The organism is Pseudarthrobacter sp. HLT1-7, assembly GCF_059383435.1.
Genome location: NZ_JBWZCH010000009.1, coordinates 25,990 through 46,003, shown reverse-complemented (window position 1 = coordinate 46,003; position 20,014 = coordinate 25,990). Strand labels below are relative to the sequence as shown.

At 66.2% G+C, this 20,014-nt stretch carries 20 protein-coding genes and 2 pseudogenes; 14 read left to right on the top strand and 8 right to left on the bottom strand.

From position 1 onward, the window contains the following. Positions 1-74: 74 nt before the first annotated feature. The 11 genes from AC50X6_RS10650 to secG all read left to right on the top strand — a co-directional run bounded on the left by AC50X6_RS10650 (position 75) and on the right by secG (position 11,226). A complete protein-coding gene (locus tag AC50X6_RS10650; protein ID WP_494966183.1) occupies positions 75-830 on the top strand; it encodes an HAD hydrolase-like protein in 756 nt (251 codons plus the stop codon). After that, a complete protein-coding gene (locus AC50X6_RS10645) occupies positions 817-1,485 on the top strand; it encodes a lysophospholipid acyltransferase family protein (RefSeq protein ID WP_326968802.1) in 669 nt (222 codons plus the stop codon). The genes AC50X6_RS10650 and AC50X6_RS10645 overlap by 14 nt, the downstream gene beginning before the upstream one ends. Before the next feature lie 131 nt (positions 1,486-1,616). Continuing rightward, positions 1,617-3,638 (top strand): excinuclease ABC subunit UvrC, encoded by a 2,022-nt coding sequence (gene uvrC / locus AC50X6_RS10640; protein WP_494966182.1) that lies wholly within the window; start codon positions 1,617-1,619, stop codon positions 3,636-3,638. 134 nt (positions 3,639-3,772) lie between these two features. Continuing rightward, positions 3,773-4,696, top strand: a complete 924-nt coding sequence (gene rapZ / locus AC50X6_RS10635; RefSeq protein ID WP_494966181.1) for an RNase adapter RapZ — start codon at positions 3,773-3,775, stop codon at positions 4,694-4,696. Beyond that, positions 4,696-5,715, top strand: coding sequence for a gluconeogenesis factor YvcK family protein (locus AC50X6_RS10630; RefSeq protein ID WP_494966180.1), 1,020 nt, complete (start codon positions 4,696-4,698; stop codon positions 5,713-5,715). Before rapZ ends, AC50X6_RS10630 begins: the two co-directional genes overlap by 1 nt. A gap of 10 nt (positions 5,716-5,725) precedes the next feature. Beyond that, complete coding sequence (gene whiA / locus AC50X6_RS10625; RefSeq protein ID WP_326967345.1) at positions 5,726-6,706, top strand: DNA-binding protein WhiA; 981 nt, start codon at positions 5,726-5,728, stop codon at positions 6,704-6,706. 172 nt (positions 6,707-6,878) lie between these two features. Next, the gene (locus tag AC50X6_RS10620) at positions 6,879-7,502 is read left to right on the top strand and encodes a superoxide dismutase (RefSeq protein ID WP_326967344.1); all 624 of its coding nucleotides are present in this window, start codon (positions 6,879-6,881) and stop codon (positions 7,500-7,502) included. A gap of 275 nt (positions 7,503-7,777) precedes the next feature. Further along, a complete protein-coding gene (gene gap / locus AC50X6_RS10615; RefSeq protein WP_494966179.1) occupies positions 7,778-8,788 on the top strand; it encodes a type I glyceraldehyde-3-phosphate dehydrogenase in 1,011 nt (336 codons plus the stop codon). A 10-nt stretch (positions 8,789-8,798) separates the two neighbouring features. Next, positions 8,799-10,025: a phosphoglycerate kinase gene (locus tag AC50X6_RS10610; protein ID WP_494966178.1), complete on the top strand. Its 1,227-nt coding sequence runs from the start codon at positions 8,799-8,801 to the stop codon at positions 10,023-10,025. A 78-nt stretch (positions 10,026-10,103) separates the two neighbouring features. Beyond that, complete coding sequence (gene tpiA / locus AC50X6_RS10605; protein ID WP_326967341.1) at positions 10,104-10,919, top strand: triose-phosphate isomerase; 816 nt, start codon at positions 10,104-10,106, stop codon at positions 10,917-10,919. A gap of 49 nt (positions 10,920-10,968) precedes the next feature. Then, positions 10,969-11,226 (top strand): preprotein translocase subunit SecG, encoded by a 258-nt coding sequence (secG, locus tag AC50X6_RS10600; protein WP_494966177.1) that lies wholly within the window; start codon positions 10,969-10,971, stop codon positions 11,224-11,226. A gap of 48 nt (positions 11,227-11,274) precedes the next feature. Here secG and AC50X6_RS10595 read toward each other — a convergent pair whose 3' ends face one another. Beyond that, positions 11,275-11,883, bottom strand: a complete 609-nt coding sequence (locus AC50X6_RS10595) for a GNAT family N-acetyltransferase (protein ID WP_494966176.1) — start codon at positions 11,881-11,883, stop codon at positions 11,275-11,277. A 225-nt stretch (positions 11,884-12,108) separates the two neighbouring features. Here AC50X6_RS10595 and AC50X6_RS10590 point away from each other — a divergent pair, with 225 nt between their 5' ends. Continuing rightward, positions 12,109-12,486 (top strand): RNA polymerase-binding protein RbpA, encoded by a 378-nt coding sequence (locus AC50X6_RS10590; RefSeq protein WP_494966175.1) that lies wholly within the window; start codon positions 12,109-12,111, stop codon positions 12,484-12,486. A gap of 194 nt (positions 12,487-12,680) precedes the next feature. Here AC50X6_RS10590 and AC50X6_RS10585 read toward each other — a convergent pair. The 4 genes and pseudogenes from AC50X6_RS10585 to AC50X6_RS10570 form a co-directional block, all read right to left on the bottom strand. Further along, a pseudogene (locus AC50X6_RS10585) lies at positions 12,681-13,007 on the bottom strand (transposase); the annotation flags it as partial. Positions 13,008-13,145: 138 nt separating this feature from the next. After that, a complete protein-coding gene (locus AC50X6_RS10580; RefSeq protein WP_494966174.1) occupies positions 13,146-13,736 on the bottom strand; it encodes an NADPH-dependent FMN reductase in 591 nt (196 codons plus the stop codon). Between the two features lie 35 nt (positions 13,737-13,771). Beyond that, entirely contained in the window at positions 13,772-14,191 is a 420-nt protein-coding gene (locus AC50X6_RS10575; RefSeq protein WP_494966173.1) for a DsbA family protein, read from the bottom strand. Further along, entirely contained in the window at positions 14,191-15,414 is a 1,224-nt protein-coding gene (locus tag AC50X6_RS10570; RefSeq protein WP_494966172.1) for an MFS transporter, read from the bottom strand. The genes AC50X6_RS10575 and AC50X6_RS10570 overlap by 1 nt, the downstream gene beginning before the upstream one ends. Before the next feature lie 73 nt (positions 15,415-15,487). On the opposite strand from AC50X6_RS10570, the gene AC50X6_RS10565 reads away from it, so the two are divergent. Continuing rightward, positions 15,488-15,844, top strand: coding sequence for a MerR family transcriptional regulator (locus tag AC50X6_RS10565; protein ID WP_494966171.1), 357 nt, complete (start codon positions 15,488-15,490; stop codon positions 15,842-15,844). Positions 15,845-15,981: 137 nt separating this feature from the next. Next, a pseudogene (locus tag AC50X6_RS10560) lies at positions 15,982-16,278 on the top strand (IS3 family transposase); the annotation flags it as partial. A 424-nt stretch (positions 16,279-16,702) separates the two neighbouring features. On the opposite strand, the gene pgl reads toward AC50X6_RS10560, so the two are convergent. Genes pgl through zwf form a run of 3 tightly spaced genes read right to left on the bottom strand, consistent with a single transcriptional unit; the run spans position 16,703 to position 20,011 of the window. Then, on the bottom strand, positions 16,703-17,509 hold the full coding sequence (pgl, locus tag AC50X6_RS10555) for a 6-phosphogluconolactonase (protein ID WP_494966170.1): 807 nt from the start codon (positions 17,507-17,509) through the stop codon (positions 16,703-16,705). Beyond that, positions 17,499-18,440, bottom strand: a complete 942-nt coding sequence (locus AC50X6_RS10550; RefSeq protein ID WP_494966169.1) for a glucose-6-phosphate dehydrogenase assembly protein OpcA — start codon at positions 18,438-18,440, stop codon at positions 17,499-17,501. Before AC50X6_RS10550 ends, pgl begins: the two co-directional genes overlap by 11 nt. Continuing rightward, positions 18,437-20,011, bottom strand: coding sequence for a glucose-6-phosphate dehydrogenase (gene zwf / locus AC50X6_RS10545; RefSeq protein WP_494966168.1), 1,575 nt, complete (start codon positions 20,009-20,011; stop codon positions 18,437-18,439). Before zwf ends, AC50X6_RS10550 begins: the two co-directional genes overlap by 4 nt. Between the last annotated feature and the right edge of the window lie 3 nt (positions 20,012-20,014).

Below are 20,014 nucleotides of genomic sequence, written 5' to 3'. Positions count from 1 at the left end.
GCAGAATCCCCGGAAGTATTCCCGTTGAAGCATGCGAGTTACCGGCTTACGTTCACACATGAGAAACTAGGCCGGTGAACCCTTCAACTGTGCCCGTGATCTTTGACCTGGACGGCACTCTTGTCGATCCGGCGCAGGGCATTGCGGACGGAATCGCGGCGGCCCTCACTGAGCTCGGGCTCAGCGTGCCGGACAAAGCCCTGATGGATACGATGATCGGCCCGAAACTCAGTCATGCCCTGACGGAGACCGCCGGGGTTCCGGCGGCCCTACTGGACGACGCCATCCGGATCTACCGGGCGCATTACCGCTCCACCGGCATCGCGCAGAGCCGGCTCTACCCGGGCATCCTGTCCCTGCTGGAAGCCTTCGTAGCGGCTGGCCGTCCCATCGCCGTCGCCACCCAGAAGCCCGAGGGCCTCGCCCGCACCGTGCTGGACCACCACGGCATCGCCGGTCTCTTCCACTCCATCCGCGGCTCGGCCGCCGACGAGGCAGCAGCGGCCGGGACTTCAGGCAAGGCCGGCATTGTTGCCGCCGCACTGGCCGACTTGAAAGCGGTGTCCGGTCCGCACACAGAACATGCCGTCATGGTGGGGGACCGTGCCCAGGACGTCGCCGGCGCCGCCGCCAACGGCCTTGACTGCATCGGGGTAGGCTGGGGCTTTGCGGCCGACGGCGAACTCCGCGGGGCCGGCGCTGTGGCGGTCGTTCCTGACACCGCCGCAATCCACGAGACCATTGTCAGGCGGGACTCCATCCTGGCTGTTGCCCTGGACACCGATGCCCTGCAGACCCTGAACGAGGTGCCCATCAATGGCAATGTTTGACGCGATCCGCTGGACCACGCGGGGGCTTGTCGCCTCGACCTGCCGCCCCACGGTCATCGGACTCGAAAACGTGCCCAAAGAGGGCCCGTTCATCGTGGCGCCGAACCACCTCTCCTTCCTGGACAGCGTGATCGTCCAGGCCCTCATGCCCCGCCCGGTAGCGTTCTTCGCGAAAGCGGAGTATTTCACCACCGGCGGTGTCAAAGGCCGGGTCATGAAGTCCTTCTTCGAGGCGGTCGGCTCCATCCCGGTCGAGCGCGGCGAGCAGGCGGCCAGCGTCCAGGCGCTGAAGACCCTGCTGGAGATACTGGACGCCGGCAAGGGCATCGGTATCTATCCCGAGGGCACCCGTTCCCGCGACGGGATCCTGTACCGCGGCCGCACCGGCGTCGGCTGGCTGGCCCTGACCACCGGGGCCCCGGTGATCCCGGTGGGCCTGATCGGCACCGAGAACCTCCAGCCGGCGGACAGCAAATCGGTCAAACCGCAGCACTTCACCATGAAGGTTGGCGAACCGCTGTACTTTGACAAGACCGGCCCGGACCATTCGCTCCCGGCCCGCCGCCAGGTCACCGACCGAATCATGGATGCGATCGCCGGGTTGAGCGGCCAGGAGCGGTCCTCGAGCTACAACCAGAGCAAAACGGCCGAATAGCCCGGACGGGTAAGCACGGCCGTCCCGCAGCGGGCGCCCGCCGCGGCCCCGCCCGGGACGGCCCGCCCGGGACGGCCCTGCCCGGGTCAGCAGTGTAAGAGAGACCGCAGCCGGCTCAGTAGACTTGGATTGTGGCAGATCCAGCGAGTTACCGACCCCAGACGGGTGAGATTCCGACCAATCCGGGCGTCTACCGCTTCCGCGACCCGCACGGGCGCGTCATCTATGTGGGCAAGGCCAAGAGTCTCCGATCCCGGCTGAATTCCTACTTCGCCAACCCCGCCGGGCTGCTGCCCAAAACCTATGCGATGGTCCACACGGCGAGCAGCGTCGAATGGACCGTCGTCGGGAGTGAACTGGAGTCCCTGCAGCTCGAATACACGTGGATCAAAGAGTTCAAGCCCCGATTCAATGTGATGTTCCGGGACGACAAAAGCTACCCCTACCTCGCTGTCACCATGGGCGAGAAGTACCCCCGGGTCCAGGTCCTGCGCGGGGAGCGCCGCAAGGGCACCCGGTACTTCGGCCCCTACACCGCCGGCGCCATCCGGGACACCATGGACACCCTGCTGCGGGTCTTCCCGGTCCGCAGCTGCAGCGCCGGCGTCCTGAAACGCGCCGAGGCCAGCGGCCGGCCCTGCCTGCTCGGCTACATCGACAAGTGCGCTGCCCCGTGCGTCGGCCGGATCTCGGCGGCGGACCACCGCGCCCTGGCCGAGGACTTCTGCACGTTCATGGGCGGCGAGGCCAAGCCCTTCGTCACGAGGCTGGAAAGGGACATGGCCGCCGCCGTCGCGGAACTCGACTACGAGCGTGCCGGCCGCATCCGGGACGACATCGTGGCGCTCAAGAAGGTCTTCGAGCGCAACGCCGTTGTCCTCGCCGAGGGCACCGACGCGGACGTCTTCGCCCTGCACGAGGACGAGCTTGAGGCCGCCGTCCAGGTCTTCCACGTCCGCGGCGGCCGGATCCGCGGCCAGCGCGGCTGGGTGGTGGAAAAGGTCGAGGACTCCACCACCCCGGACCTCGTGGAGCACCTGCTCCAGCAGGTGTATGGGGAGGAAGCCGGGCTGCAGGGCCGGCTGCCCCGCGAGGTCCTGGTTCCCACGGACCCCAGCAACGCCGTGGAGCTCGCCGAATGGCTCAGCGGCCTGCGCGGGGCCCGCGTGGACGTCCGCGTCCCGCAGCGCGGGGACAAGGCCGCTCTTCTGTCCACCGTCCGGGACAACGCCGAACACGCCCTCATGCTCCACAAGTCGCGGCGCGCGGGTGACTTGACCATGCGGTCGCAGGCGCTCCAGGAACTGCAGGAGGCGCTGGAGCTGCCGGTGGCGCTGCTGCGGATCGAATGCTTTGATATCTCGCACATCCAGGGCACCAACGTGGTGGGGTCCATGGTGGTGGTCGAGGACGGTCTGCCGAAAAAGTCCGAGTACCGGAAGTTCTCCGTCACCGGCGCCGCCGCGAACGACGACACCGCCGCGATGCATGACGTGCTGACGCGGCGATTCCGCAACTACCTCCAGGAAAAAGCCGGGCAGGCGGACGCCGCCCGGACGCCGGGGCATCAAGCGTCCCAGGAGGCCAGGGTCAGCGCGGCCGTGGCGGTTGCGGTTGCAGATACTACGACGCCGGCGCCGCGGACCAGGTTTGCCTACCCGCCGAACCTCGTGGTGGTCGACGGCGGCCAGCCCCAGGTGAACGCTGCGGCCCGGGCCCTCGCCGAGCTCGGCATCGAGGACGTCTACGTCGTGGGGCTCGCCAAACGGCTCGAGGAGGTCTGGTTGCCGGACAGCGGCTTCCCGGTGATCCTGCCCCGCGCCTCGGCCGGGCTCTACCTGCTGCAGCGCATCCGGGACGAGGCCCACCGCTTCGCCATCTCCTTCCACCGGCAAACGCGCGGCAAGGCGATGACGGTCTCCGCGCTCGACGGCGTGCCGGGCCTCGGCGAGTCCAAGCGCAAGGCGCTGCTGGCCCAGTTCGGCTCGGTCCGGAGCATCAGGGCTGCTTCCGTGGAGGAGCTCACCGGCGCAATGGGGATCGGGCCGTCCCTGGCCGCGGCGGTGGTCCGGCACTTCACCGACGACGACGGCGGGGCGGCCGCAGCCGTCCCCGCCGTCAACATGACCACCGGCGAAATCCTCGAAACTTAGCTAGCACCGGCAAACTTAGCTAGGGTTAGGACGTGGGAAGCGGCCTGCGCGGGGCAGGACACCCGTGCGGCTGCGCCCCGGCAGGGCCAGAAGCAGGACACAGCAGAGACGCACAGCAGAATGGGGCTTCACCGATGGCAGAGTCGACGGCAGGATCCGGACCGGACACGGACGGCATGACGCCGGTCAAACCCGTTGAGGCGGAACTGCTCGTGGTGACCGGCATGTCAGGGGCAGGCCGCAGTACTGCGTCCGACGCCCTCGAGGACCACGGCTGGTACGTTGTGGAAAACCTGCCGCCGCAGATGCTCGGCACCCTCGCCGAACTCGTGTCCCATGCGCCGGGTTCCATTTCCAAGCTCGCCGTCGTGATGGATGTCCGCAGCAAGGACCTCTTCGCCGACATCCGGGCCGCCCTCCGCAACCTGGCGGCGAGCGGTGTCACCTTCCGGGTGCTGTTTCTCGACGCGAACGACGACGTCCTGGTCCGCCGCTTCGAACAGGGCCGGCGGCCCCACCCGCTGCAGGGCGGCGGCCGGATCCTCGACGGCATTGCCGCCGAGCGTGAACTGCTGCACGAGCTGCGGAACTCCGCGGACATCGTCCTGGACACCTCGCCGCTGAACGTCCACGGCCTCGCCACCGCGATCACCGAACTGTTCAGCGAGACCGGGCCCGTGGCCCTCCGGCTGAACGTTATGAGCTTCGGCTTCAAATACGGCCTCCCCGTGGACGCGAACTTCGTCGCGGACGCCCGCTTCATCCCGAACCCGCACTGGGTCCCGGCGCTGCGGCCGCATACCGGTCTGGACAAAGACGTCAGCGACTACGTGCTTGAGGCACAGGGCGTCAGCAGCTTCGTGGAACGCTACGTCCTGGCCCTCGAACCGGTCCTGGACGGCTACCGGCGCGAGAATAAGCACTATGCGACCATCGCCGTCGGCTGCACCGGCGGGAAACACCGCTCGGTGGCCGTCGCCGTCGAACTGTCCCGCCGGCTCGCGCAGTACCCGCGCGTCACCGTGACCACCACGCACCGGGACCTGGGCCGGGAATAATGGTGCTGCTTACCGGGCCGCTGCCCCTGGTCTCGCCTGCCAGCGCGGCTTTCGCCAGCCAGCAGGACAAAGGCCCCTCCGTCGTCGCGCTCGGAGGCGGCCACGGCCTCTCCGCCTCGCTGTCCGCGCTGCGACTGCTGACCTCCGAACTGACCGCGATCGTCACCGTCGCGGACGACGGCGGCTCCTCCGGCCGGCTGCGCGAGGAGTACGGTGTCCTCCCGCCCGGAGACCTGCGCATGGCGCTGTCCGCGCTGTGCGATGACTCCGACTGGGGCCGCACCTGGCGCGACGTGATGCAGCACCGCTTCGAGCCGGGGAAGGGCCGCGGCGGCTCCCTCGACGACCACGCCATGGGCAACCTGCTGATCGTCACCCTGTGGGAACTGCTCGGCGACACCGTCGCCGGACTCAAATGGGCCGGTGCCCTGCTGGGGGCACGCGGCGAGGTCCTGCCCATGTCCAGCATCCCGCTGACCATCGAAGGGCAGGTCCGCGTCACCGCGCCGGACGGCGGCAGCAGACTGCAGACCCTCAGTGGCCAGGCGAAATGCGCCGTCGCCGGCTCGCTGGAACACGTCCGGCTGCTGCCGGCGGACGCGCCCGCCTGCATCGAGGCGCTCACCGCGATTGAACTGGCCGACTGGGTGATCCTCGGCCCCGGATCCTGGTACACCTCGGTGCTGCCGCACCTGCTGCTGCCGGAAATGCGGGAGGCGCTCTGCAACACGGCCGCCCGCCGCTGCCTCACCATGAACCTCGCGACGGACACCAAGGAAACCCTGGGCATGTCCGCCGCGGACCATCTGCGGGTGCTGCGGGAGTACGCGCCGGACTTCACGGTCGACGTCGTCCTGGCCGACCCGGCGTCGGTGCCGGACCTCCCCGAGTTCGAGCAGGCCGCCGGGATGCTCGGTGCCGAGGTGGTGTTGGGTAAAGTGGGGGCGTCGAGCCGCCGGCCGATCCACGACCCGCTGCGTCTGGCAACGGCGTACCACGACATTTTCGGGAACAGGTAGGAGAGGTGCCATGGCACTGACAGCATCGGTCAAGGAAGAACTTTCCCGGCTGGACATCAAGAAGTCCTCGGTCCGCAAGGCTGAAGTGTCCGCCATGCTCCGCTTCGCCGGCGGACTGCACATCATCTCCGGCCGGATCGTGATCGAGGCCGAAGTCGACCTCGCCTCGACCGCGCGGCGGCTGCGCGCGGCCATCGCCGAGGTCTACGGGCACCAGAGCGAGATCATCGTGGTCTCCGGCGGGGGACTGCGCCGCGGCAGCCGCTACGTGGTCCGGGTAGTGCGTGACGGCGAATCCCTCGCCCGCCAGACCGGGCTGCTGGACGCCCGCGGACGCCCCGTCCGCGGTCTCCCCTCGGCCGTGGTCAACGGATCCGCCGCCGACGCCGAGGCTGTCTGGCGCGGCGCGTTCCTCGCCCACGGCTCGCTTACCGAGCCGGGCCGGTCCTCCGCCATGGAGGTCACCTGTCCGGGGCCGGAGTCGGCCCTGGCCCTCGTTGGCGCCGCACGCCGCCTCGGCATCCAGGCCAAGGCCCGCGAGGTCAGGGGAGTGGACCGCGTTGTCATCCGCGACGGCGACACCATCGCCGCGCTGCTGACCAGGATGGGCGCCCACGACGCGCTGATGGTCTGGGAGGAGCGGCGCATGCGCAAGGAAGTCCGCGCCACCGCCAACCGGCTGGCCAACTTCGACGACGCCAACCTGCGCCGTTCCGCGCAGGCCGCCGTCGCCGCCGGAGCCCGCGTGGACCGCGCGCTGGAGATCCTCGGCGACGACGTCCCGGACCACCTCAAATACGCCGGCGAACTCCGGGTCGCGCACAAGCAGGCCAGCCTGGACGAGCTTGGCCGGCTCTCGGATCCGTTGATGACAAAGGACGCCATCGCCGGCCGCATCCGCCGGCTGCTCGCCATGGCGGACAAACGCGCCCAGGACCTCGGCATCCCCGGCACGGAGGCCAATGTGACCCCAGAGATGCTGGACGAGTAGCCGCACCCTGGCAGCAGGGCCAGAATCGGGTCCGGCGGCCGGGAATACCTCCGGGGGACCGGAGGCTATGCCCACTGGATTCCGATCCAGAGATTTCCGGGTGCCACACCATCCGGATGCACAATCCGAGAGATACCAACCGGACAACCAGTCCACGACATTGGAGGATTTTGTGACCGAGTACGTACTGCCAGACCTCAGCTATGACTATGCCGCGCTGGAGCCGCACATTTCCGCACGGATTATGGAGCTGCACCACAGCAAGCATCACGCCGCCTACGTGGCCGGGGCCAACAACGCCTTGAAGCAGCTGGCCGGGGCGCGCGAGACGGGCGATTTTGCCAACATCAACCGCCTCTCCAAGGACCTTGCCTTCCACACCGGCGGCCACATCAACCACACTGTGTTCTGGAAGAACCTCTCCCCGGACGGCGGCGACAAGCCCGAGGGGGAGCTCGCAGCCGCGATCGATGATGCATTCGGCTCCTTTGACGCCTTCCGCGCCCACTTCAGCGCGGCGGCCCTGGGCCTGCAGGGCTCCGGCTGGGCCTTCCTGGCCTACGAGCCGATCGGCGGCAACCTGGTGATCGAACAGCTGTACGACCAGCAGGGCAACGTGGCGGTGGGCACCACCCCGCTGCTGATGCTGGACATGTGGGAGCACGCCTTCTACCTGGACTACGTCAACGTCAAGGCCGACTACGTCAAGGCGTTCTGGAACATCGTGAACTGGGCCGACGTCGCCGGGCGCTTCGACGCCGCCCGCAAGAACGCGACCGGCCTCATCACGCTCTAAGGCTGTTCCACTGCAGGGCGGCGTTCACACGGCTGTAACAAAGCGCACACAGCGCGCCGTTCGGCCCGAATCGTGGACGGTCTGCCCCCGCACTTGCGGGGGCAGACCGTGTTAAACGTAAGATAGATCACGGAAGGCGGTCAGCCTTCAGCAATGTGGCTGGTCGCCCTCCGATCTGTAGATCATCTCTGCCCAATGGCGTGCGGGATTTGTTAGTTGGCTTGAACGCCTTCTCAACTAGTCGTGCTCGCAAGAGCACCAAGGAGACTGAAAAAGTGACTACCCGTATTGGTATCAACGGCTTCGGCCGTATTGGCCGCAACTACTTCCGCGCCGCACTCGCTCAGGGCGCAGACCTCGAGATCGTGGCAGTCAACGACCTCACCAGCCCGGAAGCCCTCGCCCACCTGCTCAAGTACGACTCCGTCGGCGGGCGCCTGCAGGCGAGCATCGAGGTCAAGGACGGCAACATCGTCGTCGACGGCAACATCATCAAGGTCCTCGCCGAGCGCGATCCGGCAAAGCTCCCCTGGGGCGAGCTCGGCGTCGACATCGTGATCGAGTCGACCGGCTTCTTCACCAAGGCCGCCGACGCGCAGAAGCACATCGACGCCGGCGCCAAGAAGGTTCTGATCTCCGCTCCCGCCTCGGACGAGGACATCACGATCGTGATGGGCGTCAACCAGGGGCTCTACGACCCGGCCGCGCACCACATCATCTCGAACGCTTCCTGCACCACCAACTGCCTCGGCCCGCTGGTCAAGGTGGTCAATGACGCGTTCGGGATCGAGCGCGGCCTGATGACCACCATCCACGCCTACACCGCCGACCAGAACCTGCAAGACGGCCCGCACAAGGACCTCCGCCGCGCCCGCGCCGCAGCCATCAACATGGTCCCCACCTCCACGGGGGCGGCCAAGGCGATCGGCTTGGTCCTGCCGGAACTCAAGGGCAAGCTCGACGGCTACGCCATCCGCGTCCCGGTACCCACCGGCTCGGCCACGGACCTGACCGTCGTCGTGTCCCGCGAAACCACCGTCGCGGAAGTCAATGCCGTCCTCAAGGCTGCCTCCGAGTCCGACGAGCTGCTGGGCCTGCTGACCTACACCGACGAGCCGATCGTCTCCTCGGACATCGTCGGCGACCCGGCGTCCTCCATCTTCGACTCCGGCCTCACCAAGGTGATCGGCAACCAGGTCAAGGTTGTTGCCTGGTATGACAACGAATGGGGCTACTCCAACCGCCTCGTGGACCTTACGGAGCTCGTCGCAGCCAAGCTGGGCTAGGGTAAGACCCATGACATTCCACACCCTCAACGAACTGATCGCTGATGGTGTCCGCGGGCGGTACGTTCTGGTCAGAAGTGACCTGAACGTGCCGCTCGACGGCTCTTCAGTGACTGACGACGGCCGGATCAAGGCCTCCCTCCCAGTGCTGGCGAAGCTCACGGACGCCGGTGCCCGCGTGCTGGTCGCAGCGCACCTCGGCCGCCCCAAGGGCGCCCCCGATGCCAAGTACTCACTGACGCCCGCCGCGGTCCGGCTGGCGGAGCTGGCACCGTTCGCCGTCTCCCTCGCGGAGGACACCGTCGGAGCGTCCGCGCGGGCCCTCGCCGGCTCGCTGCAGGACGGCGAAGTGCTGGTCCTGGAAAACGTGCGCTTTGACGCGCGCGAGACGAGTAAGGACGACGCCGAACGCGGCGCGTTCGCGGACGAACTGGCGGCTCTCACCGGATCCGACGGCGCCTTCGTGGACGATGCCTTCGGTGCTGTGCACCGCAAACACGCCAGCGTGTACGACGTCGCCACCAGGCTGCCGTCCTACCAGGGCGACCTTGTGCGCACGGAGGTGGAGGTGCTGCGCAAGCTCACCACCGACACCCGGCGTCCCTACGTTGTTGTACTCGGCGGCTCCAAGGTCTCGGACAAACTCGCCGTGATCGACCGGCTGATCGGCAAGGCGGACACGATCCTGGTGGGCGGCGGCATGCTGTTCACCTTCCTCGCAGCCGCGGGCCATAAGGTGGCCGGCAGCCTGCTGGAAGCCGACCAGATCCCAGTCGTGCAGGACTACCTCAAGCGCGCCGCGGCCGCCGGCACCGAGTTCGTGATCCCCACAGACGTTGTGGTGGCCGCCACGTTCGCCGCCGACGCGGACCACGAAACAGTCCCTGCCGAGGCGATCGAGGGCAGCAGCTTCGGCGCCCAGGGAATCGGCCTGGACATCGGACCCGAATCGGCAGCAGCCTTCGCGGAACGGATCAAGGACGCGAAGACTGTGTTCTGGAACGGCCCCATGGGCGTGTTCGAGTTCGCGGCGTTCGCGGCCGGCACCCGGGCCATCGCCCTGGCGCTGACCGAAACTGACGCGTTCACCGTCGTGGGCGGCGGCGACTCCGCTGCCGCGGTCCGGACACTCGGCTTCGCCGATGAGGCGTTCGGCCACATTTCCACCGGCGGCGGCGCCAGCCTGGAATACCTTGAAGGCAAGGAACTCCCCGGCTTGAGCGTGTTGGACCGCTAGACCCCCCGGCCGGCAGGGCGCCCGTTACGGCGGGCATCCTGCCGGCTGTTCCACTGCTACGAACCTTTTGGAGATCACGTGACCACGTCAACCAACGGCACATTCGACCGCACGCCCTTCATCGCAGGCAACTGGAAGATGAACATGGACCATGTCCAGGGCATCACCCTTCTGCAGAAGCTGGCCTGGACTCTGTCCGACGCCAAGCACGACTACAGCCGGGTGGAGGTGGCCGTTTTCCCGCCGTTCACGGATCTCCGCGGCGTCCAGACGCTCGTTCAAGGCGATGAACTTCAAGTCGTCTACGGCGGCCAGGACCTGTCCCAGTTCGATTCCGGCGCCTACACCGGCGACATCTCCGGCCAGTTCCTGGCTAAGCTCGGCTGCCGGTACGTCCTCGTCGGCCACAGCGAACGCCGCAGCATCCACCACGAGTCCGACGCGGTTCTCAACGCCAAGACCCTGGCCGCGTTCCGCCACGGCATTACCCCCGTGCTGTGCGCCGGCGAAGGCCTGGAGGTCCGGCAGGCAGGCACTCATGTGGAGCACACGCTCGCGCAGGTGCGGGCCGGCGTCGAAGGCCTCACCCCCGGGCAGGCTGCCGAACTCGTCGTCGCCTACGAGCCGGTCTGGGCGATCGGAACCGGCGAAGTTGCCGGGCCCGGCGACGCGCAGGAAATGTGCGCCGCCATCCGTGCCGAGCTCGCAACCCTCTTCGGTGCGGACATTGCCGCTAAGACCCGGCTGCTCTACGGCGGCTCGGTGAAGGCCAACAATGCGGCCTCGATCCTCAAGGAACGCGACGTGGACGGGTTGCTTGTTGGCGGTGCCAGCCTGGATGCGGCCGAGTTTGCTAATATTGTCAGGTTCGAGAGTCACCTGCTGACGGATTAGTCCGGAGACAGGCTGGGCCCCCGCAATCCAAATCTTCTGAAAGGCCGTCGTGGACGTTCTTCATGTCATTCTGCAGGTACTCCTGGGCATCACCAGCCTCCTGCTGACCCTGCTCATCCTGCTCCACAAGGGACGCGGCGGCGGCCTGTCCGATATGTTCGGCGGCGGGATGAGCTCCGGGCTGAGCTCCTCCGGCGTGGCGGAGCGGAACCTGAACCGCTTCACCGTCATCCTCGGCGTGACCTGGGGCGCGGTAATCATCGCTCTCGGCCTGATCATGCGCTTCAGCAGCGGCGGCGACTCCTAGCCTGGATCCACCGACCCGCCGATCTACCGTCCCGCTGGGCCGGATGACCTAGATCTTGTTTTGGCGGGTTGAAGGCGTATCTTCCATGCGCCGGAGGCGGGAAAGGTCAGCCCATTCATCCATGGTGATCGCGTACTCGACGTCGCCATGCTCATCGCCAGGAATGGACACCGGCCAGTCGGCGACGAAGGCCCGTACTAGCCGCATCCCGGACTTCTCCATCACCCTTCGGGATGCCGTGTTGACTGCCATAGTCGAGGCCACAACACGCTGCACCCCAAACTCGGTGAACCCCTTGGCGATCAGCGCCCGCGATCCCTCCGTCGCGAACCCCTTTCCCCACGCCGCGCGACGCAGCCGGTAGCCGAGTTCCGGCTGATCGTGTGGATCGTTGGGGCCCGGCCGGAAATGGTACCAGCCGAGAAATTCCCCGGTCGTCTTTTCGAGCGCGGCCCAGAACCCGTAGCCGGGAAAGCGCCGGTAGTAGTCGAGGAATGCCGGGAGTACGTCACCTTGAATTTCTTCCCGGGAGGTGGGGGTGCCGCCGGTGATGTACCGCATCACGCGCGGATCGCTGTCCAGCTCCACGAGTAGCCCGCCGTCGTCGGCGGTGAACTGACGCAGCAGAAGCCGTTCGGTCGCCAGGAAGGTGAGCATGCAGACATTCTCGCACCGGGGTGAAGATCCGTCACCCCGATCGGGGCGATCGGAATACCGTCGCGGGATGACATGCCACCGGCGAAGATCCGGTGCGGCGCTGAAGCAGATGCGGGGGTCAGAACATGTCCGCCGACGCGGGCACTGCCCGTAGCGGGAAGTGAAGAACTACACTGTGGCTGATGGCATTAACCATTCCCGCCGCCGCGTAGCCAGGAGTTCCCGATGCTGCATGCTGTCTCCGGATTCAAGGGCCTCCGCGTCGGAGCCACGGAAGGGGCATCGCCCCGCCAGGAGCCCCCCGGCGGCGCCGGCGCCCGGCAGCCCCGCATCAAGGTCTCGTACCGGTGCGCCAAGGGGCACGAAACGCCGCTGGTGTTCGCCCGGCTTCCCGAAGACCAGATCCCCGGGGTGTGGGACTGCCGCCGCTGCGGAGGCACGGCCACCCGGGACGAGGCGCAGTTCGCCCTTGAGGACTTCCCGCCGGAAGGCTACAAGAGCCACCTCGAATACGTTAAAGAGCGGCGCTCCGGACAGGACGCCGAAGACGTACTGGCCGGAGCCCTTGAGCGGCTGCGGGCCGCCCGGACCCTGCCGGACTAGCGGGCTGCCGGGCTGGCCCGGATTTTTCATCGGACGGCGGTCGGGGCGCTGGATGCGGGTTTGCCGTCCCGGTGGGCTGAATCGGATTTCGGGCGTGGCTGTCCCTGGGCCGCCGGGGTGGGCGCGGGCTTCCACTGATCCCGTTGGTGTTCTTTTTTCCTGCTCGTGATCTTCCGTCGGCTGCCGTGTAAGGCCCGCAGGAGGGCCGCTGGACGGTCCGCGGCCGCTGCGATTCTGCTGATGGCTTCGAGCAGGGTGCTGATCGGGGGTTGCTCCGGCGCGGCGGCGGGCAGCAGGAGACGGCTTTTACGGGCGCGGCTGATGATCTTCCCGGCGGTGGCGAAGAGCCGGTAGCGCCAGCGTTTGATGTTCCAGGCCCGTGCCCTGTGGCCCTCGGGCAGGGCGGCGAGCTGGAGCCGGGAGACCAGGTCTGCGGCCAGGACCGCGAGGTTCGCCCAGGCCTGGTTCGCTGTGAAATCGAAGAACGGGAGCATGCCCATGCCGGCGTATTCCAAGGGTCGTTGCAACACCCTTCAGCCCAGCTCCGATGAAAGCGCTGGACTAGCACTGAGGGCGACCGGTCGCCGTTCCCCAAACGCAGCGCAAATCCCACCTGGGTGTTTCGATGTCACCCTGTGGAGCGCAACCACCGACGCTCTTTAGGCTTCGACGAACGATGCCGCGTCTATCGGGGCATCACGGAGCTGGCCCAAGGCACTGCTCCAGCTCAATAGTTGATTAAGCATTTGATTCGCGGTGTCCACATTGTGGTCGCCGGGATTGAGAATCTCCATGTCGACAAAGTCGGTAAAGAGAGATATTGCGACCTGCGCCCGGACATCGGCGAGCATCAGTTCTGCGGAGATGGTTCGCAGGTGCTCAACCGCTCGGGCGCCGCCCAATAGCCCATATCCAACGAAGCCAACGGCCTTGTTGTGCCACTCGCCAAACAGGTAGTCCAAGGCGTCCTTCAGAACTCCCGGAATCGAGTGGTTGTATTCGGGGGTGACGATGATGAAGCCGTCGCAGGACGCGACTGATTCGGACCATGCGCGTGTGTGGCCTTGTTCGTACGGTTTCCCCATGGCTGCGGGGATCGCTTCGTTGAGGTGGGGGAGGTTGTAGTCGAGCAGGTCTAGCAGGGCGAAGTCGTGTCCTTGACGTCTGTCTGCAATGGATTTCACCCATTCGGCGACCACGATGGATCGACGTCCCGGGCGGGTGCTTCCTACGATGATTCCGATTTTCATTGAATTCCTTTGTCCATAAAAAATGTGGTTGCGGGTCAGAGAATCAGGAACAATGGGTCGGCGATGTTCTCTCCCTCGCTGAAATGAGCCCGGAAAAGCGCCCGCACCATGGATGTGCCGCGCCCGGCTTGGCTGGCATCGTAGATCGCCCGATGAGCGCCGAAGGTGTTGGAGTGAATGCCGTTTTCATAATCGAGAGCGATTCCCTCCTCCACGGCTATCGCTCGCACGCGCTCATTCTCCAGGTCCACGCCCGGCCCAAACCGTTCATGGAGCATGCGAAGGAGTGGCTCGCCGGTCGTTGTCGCTGATAGGTCGAGCTGGTGCGGCAAATACCCAAGCCGGTAGGTGTCTGGATCCCAGCCCTTGTCGTTGATCACACTCGTCACGCGCCCGAATGCGATGTGTGACCAGGCGCAGGCGACATCAATTATGAGGGAAACCCTGGGCTTCATTATTTCTTGGCCTTCTTTCGTGAGGCGGATCGCCGGATGTTGGCAGTGGAAATGGCGAGGACGGCGATAGCTGCCACCAGTGAGAGCAACCCCGCGGCAAGAAAAGCCGGAGCTGTGTTGCCTCCCCGAATGACCAGCTCCGCGATGAGGGGTGAAACGAATTGCCCCAGGAACATGGCGGAGATCAACGCTCCGATCGCGCGCGCTCGATTCGCAGACGAGGTGTGGTTCGATATCCAAGAGTTGAGATTTGGCATGACGAGACCGACTCCGAGGGCTGAGATCGTCAGGCCCACCAAAACCTGGGCGGTAGCGCCTGAGGCGCCGACCGTTGTCATACCGGCCGACATCAGAACCATGCTGACCAACGCGACATGGCGGAACCCTAGGCGGGACACCCATCGGAAGCTCAAGCTGGCGAGGGCCTGAACCAGGACCATCCACCCGATCACGAGGCCCGTGGTCGGGGAATTGCCGCCCATCTCGCCGAGGAGAAAGGGCAATTGAGTCGGCACGACATAAAAGACGATCTGGATCACAAACGCCAGGACCACGATTCCCAAAATCAGACCCGTGGCATTACTGCGCGTCACCGATTGAAGCTCAGCGTCGAATTTCGGCGCCGGAGGAGGGTCGGTGACTTTCCATGCGACAAGGATCGCGACTGGCAGTGACAAGAGGTAGACGGCGAAAGACGCATTCCAGCTAACGGCCGCCAGTGCTCCACCCAGGGACAGGAACACCGCCCCGCCGAGCCCGCTCGCAGCGGCTTGAAAGCCAAACATCCTGGACCGTCGCTCGCCGGTGAACCATTCGGAGATCAGCGCAGTAGACGACGTCATTGCACCAGCCACCGCGATACCGAGGATTGTTCGGGAGACCATGAGCGCCGGCAAATTGTCAATCCACAACCCTGCCGAACCCGCTATCACGTAGAGGGCAACAGAGACCCTGAGGACAAGGGATCGACTGAGCCGATCGTTGAGCCAGCCAAGAATGGGAGCTGAGATAGCTATTGACAGCGCGGTGATGGTGACAACGAGCCTGACGAGGAAGCCGGAATTCTCAACCCCAGCGAAGTAGTCGGCCATCTTCGGCAGCGCAGGGGAGATCGTCGCTCCAGCCATGACAGTGAGCATGCTCGCAGCAATAAGTGCCACCGAACTCCCGGCAATGGGTCCTCTGTGCACGTGGAGGGTATCGAGCTGGTTGCGTTGGGTCATGCATCGATGCTAAAAGTTGAACAAAGGTTGAAGTCAATTGGAGAGGTTCCACGAAACAATGCCCACAAAATCCATGACAGTTTCGGACTTGGCCCGCGCCAGCAAGGTGAACTCGTCGGCCGTGCGATTTTACGACAAACATGGTCTTATCGCCGGCGAGCGAACACCTGGCAATCAACGTCGCTTCAACGAAGAAGATGCCTGCCGGATCAAGGTGATTCGAGTGGCTCAACGGGTGGGAATGTCCGTCATTGAAATTTCAGAACTCCTGATCGATCTTCCTTCAAACCCGACCTCGGCGGACTGGGCCGTCGTAGGCACCAGGCTCAGAGCAGCCGCACAGGAACGAATCGATCATCTCAACCACGCCCTTGACGACCTGACCGGGCCCGTGCAACTGTGCAACGTCGTGGCCTCGCCTGAGATGTAGCCCTCTCCCCGACCGAAGGGAAACTGAACTGCTACGGAGTTCTCGGACAGTGGGCCCTCCTAAAATGGGGTCCACTGAAAGTGGCGGAGACTCTATTCCTGAAAATGCAGCCACTTACTTCGCGCGGGAGCAGCGGCAGTGTGCGAGCCGCTCGCCGGAAGGCCCTGACAGCGCGGATCCAACACTATTTCGAGGAGTCCGAAGATACCTACGGGTATCGTCAAATCCACGCCGAACTCGCGGCGGAACAGACTGAGTGTTCGCCCGAGCTGGTGCGGCAGATCATGCGCCAGGAGGTCTCGTGGCCTGCCAGTCGCGGCCATTCCGGGTGACGACCAAGGCTGATGCCTCGGCCGCGGCGAACATGCCTGACCTGGTCAAGCGTGACTTCACCGCCCCGCCCCCGGGTGAAGTTTGTCGGCGACATCAACTATTCGGCTCAGTCTACGATTATGGGCCGTCCGGTCGCGTGAGCGGGGCGCCAGCCTGTTCCGGCTGCGTGTGAGGCCCTCGCATACTGCACATAATCGGGACACTTCTTGTATCCGATCAGCTTGGAAAACAGCTTGGAAAACAAGGAGCGGTCCGATGAATATTGATGATGAAATGACGGTGGGCCCGCTACTGGCGGCCTACGATGGGCATCTGCGCCAGTTCCGCGGCGTGCGGCCGGGAACGCGGCGCAACTACGCCAGGTATGTCTAAGAATTCCTGTGTAACGGTGTTCACCGATGGTTCGGTCGATCCCAGGCAGATCCACCGCTCGGACGTTGTCGCGTGCAGACCGCCCGGACCCTGCCGGATTAGGTCTGCCGGACGAGCCCTGACTGCCTGGCTCTGCCGGATCAGCCCCCCGGATTAGCCCTTCCGGACCAGCTGTGCCGGGACCCGGGCCGCCGCGTTTTCGTCGATGAGCCACAGAGTTTCATTCCGGCCGCGCGGGCCGGCCGCCGGGACCTGGACCGGGTTAGCGCCCGCCAGTGCCAGCCCCACGGCGCCGGCCTTGTCCTCCCCGGCCACCACCATCCAGATCTCCGACGCCGTGTTGATCGCCGGCAGCGTGAGGGACACCCGGCCCGGCGGGGGCTTGGGCGAGTTGCGGACGCCCACCACCATCAGTTCCTTCTCGCGGATGCCGGCCTGCTCGGGGAACAGCGACGCCACATGCGCGTCGGGGCCGACCCCCAGCAGGACGATGTCGAATCGAGGGAGCCGGCCCGGTGTCTCCGGACGGTCGTCGGACGTGTCGGCGGCGTGCTCCGCCGCACCGGCCTCGGCGAGCCGGGCGGCGTAGTCCGCGGCAGCCTCTTCCGGCGTGCCGAAGTCGTCGGCGGAACCGGGCACATGGATGCGGGCCGGGTCTGCGCCGATGTGCGAAAGCAGCGCCTCATGCGCCTGCCGGGCGTTGCGCTCGGCGTCGTCCTCGGCGACGAAGCGTTCGTCGCCCCACCAGAAGTTGACCTTGGACCAGTCAACGGCCGGTGCCGCCGGCGACTCCGCTACGGCCCTCAGCGAGCCGATCCCCATCGTGCCCCCGGTCAGCACCACCGTCGCCTCGCCGTGTTTGTCCTGGATATCCACAAGCTTGGTTATCAGGCGTGCCGCGATGGCGGCCATGAGCACGGTCGAGTCGGGATGGATGCTTACTCTGGGGTCAGCGCTCACTGGGACGGACACTCCTTAGGTTGGTACGGGGCAGTCCAATAGTAATCACTTCACCAAATACTTCGTCGGGATCCAGCCGGCGCAGTTCTTCGGCGAGGCAGTCCTTCAGGCTCCGGCGCGGCAAGGAAATGCGCTGCGACGGCTGGCCCGGCTGGGTCAGCTCGGCTACGGTCAGGCCCGGACGGAACAACTGCACATCGCCCCCGGACCGGGAGAGACGAACGCGCCGGATTCCGGTTCCGGCGGGGTCCGCCACGATGGTCACCGGTGCGTCCAGGGCGAGGGTGAGCCAGGCCGCGAGCAGGATGGTGCTGGGGGAGTCGGAGGCGCCCTCGACGGCAACGGCCGTCACCGGTGCGTCATCCACCTGGTCCAGGGCCGCGGCCAGCTGGATGCGCCAGTTGGTCAGGCGGGTCCACGCCAGGTCCGTGTCGCCGGCCTTGTAGGTGCGGCGGATGTTGTCCAGGGCGCGCTGCGGATCGGACTCGTTGGCCGAGTCCGTGATCCGGCGGTGCGCGATCCGGCCGATGGACGTCTCGCAGGCGTTCTTCGGGGCGCCGTGCGGCCACCACGCCACAATCGGGGCGTCCGGCAGGAGCAGGGCCGCCACGAGGGATTCGCTTTCCTCGGCGAGTTCGCCGTAGCCGCGGAGCAGGATGACCTCGGAGGCACCGGCGTCGCCGCCCACCCGGATCTGGGCGTCCAGCCTGGTCGCGGCCTTGGCGCCGGCGTCGGCAAGCACAATGATCCGGCAGGGGTGCTCGCGGCTGGCCTCGTTGGCGGCCTCGATGGCCTCCTCTTCCAGTCCGGACTTGGTGACCACCACCAGGGTGAGCACCCGGCCCAGCGCAATCACGCCGCCCTGCTCGCGCAGGGCCATGAGTTTCTTGGAAATCTTGGAAGTGGTGGTGTCGGGAAGATCTACAATCATGGCCTTCTCCAGGTTCGTCCGTCACGGGCAAGCAGTTCGTCGGCAGAGGCGGGCCCCCAGCTCCCGGGCGCGTAGGGTTCCGGCTGAGTGCCGAGGCTGGCCCAGTAGTCCTCGAAGGGATCCAGGATCTTCCAGGACAGTTCGACTTCCGCGTGCCGGGGGAACAGCGGCGGCTCGCCGAGCAGCACATCCAGGATCAGCCGTTCGTACGCTTCGGGGCTGGATTCCGTGAAGGAGTGGCCGTAGCCGAAGTCCATCGTCACATCGCGGACTTCCATCTGGGTGCCCGGCACCTTGGAGCCGAAGCGGATGGTGGCGCCCTCGTCGGGCTGGACCCGGATGACGACGGCGTTCTGGCCGAAGTCATCCTCGCCGTGGTCGGTGAAGAGCAGGTTCGGCGCCCGTTTGAGCACGACGGCGATCTCGGTCACCCGGCGGCCCAGCCTTTTGCCGGCGCGCAGGTAGAACGGGACGCCGCTCCACCGCCGGGTGTTGATGTCCACCCGGATCGCGGCGAACGTCTCGGTGGTGGAGTCGGCGGGAATGCCGTCCTCCTCCAGGTAACCCACCACCTCCTCGCCGCCCTGCCAGCCGCCGGTGAACTGCCCGCGGGCAGAGTGGGTGGACAGGTCCTCGGGGAGCCGGACTGCGGCGAGGACCTTTTCCTTCTCCGCACGCAGGTCATCGGCGTTGAAGGAGATCGGTTCCTCCATTGCGGTCAGCGCCAGGAGCTGGAGCAGGTGGTTCTGGATGACGTCGCGGGCCGCACCGACCCCGTCGTAGTAGCCAGCCCGGCCACCGGTGCCGATGTCCTCGGCCATGGTGATCTGGACGTGGTCCACGTAGTTGGCGTTCCAGAGCGGTTCGAACAGCTGGTTGGCGAAACGCAGCGCCAGGATGTTCTGGACCGTCTCCTTGCCCAGATAGTGGTCGATCCGGAAGACGGCGTCCGGCGGGAAGACCGATTCGACGATGTCGTTCAGCTGGCGGGCCGACGCGAGATCGTGGCCGAACGGCTTCTCGATCACCACGCGCCGCCATTTGCCGCCCTCGGCCTGCGCCAACCCGTGCTTGGAGAGCTGCCGGCAGACCAGTTCGAAGGCGTTCGGCGGGACGGACAGGTAGAAGGCGTGATTCCCGCGTGTTCCGCGCTGCTCGTCGAGCTCATCGATGGTGGCGCTGAGCCGCGCGAAGGCGTCGTCGTCGTCGAATTCCCCTTGCACGAACCGGATGCCCTCGGAGAGCTGCTTCCACACGGCTTCGTCGAACGGTGTGCGGGCGTGTGCCTTGACGGACGCCTTCACCTCGGCGGCGAAGTCATCGTCGTCCCATTTCCGCCGGGCGAAGCCGACGAGGGCGAAGCTCGGCGGGAGCAGCCCGCGGTTGGCCAGATCATACACGGCCGGCATGAGTTTCTTGCGGGCGAGGTCCCCCGTGACCCCGAACAGGACCAGCGACGACGGTCCGGCGATACGGTTCAGGCGGCGGTCCCGCGGGTCCCGGAGCGGGTTGCGGGCAGACCTTCCCGAACGCGTCGCGGACTTCCGGCCGCCGGTTTTTGTGTCTGGCATGGT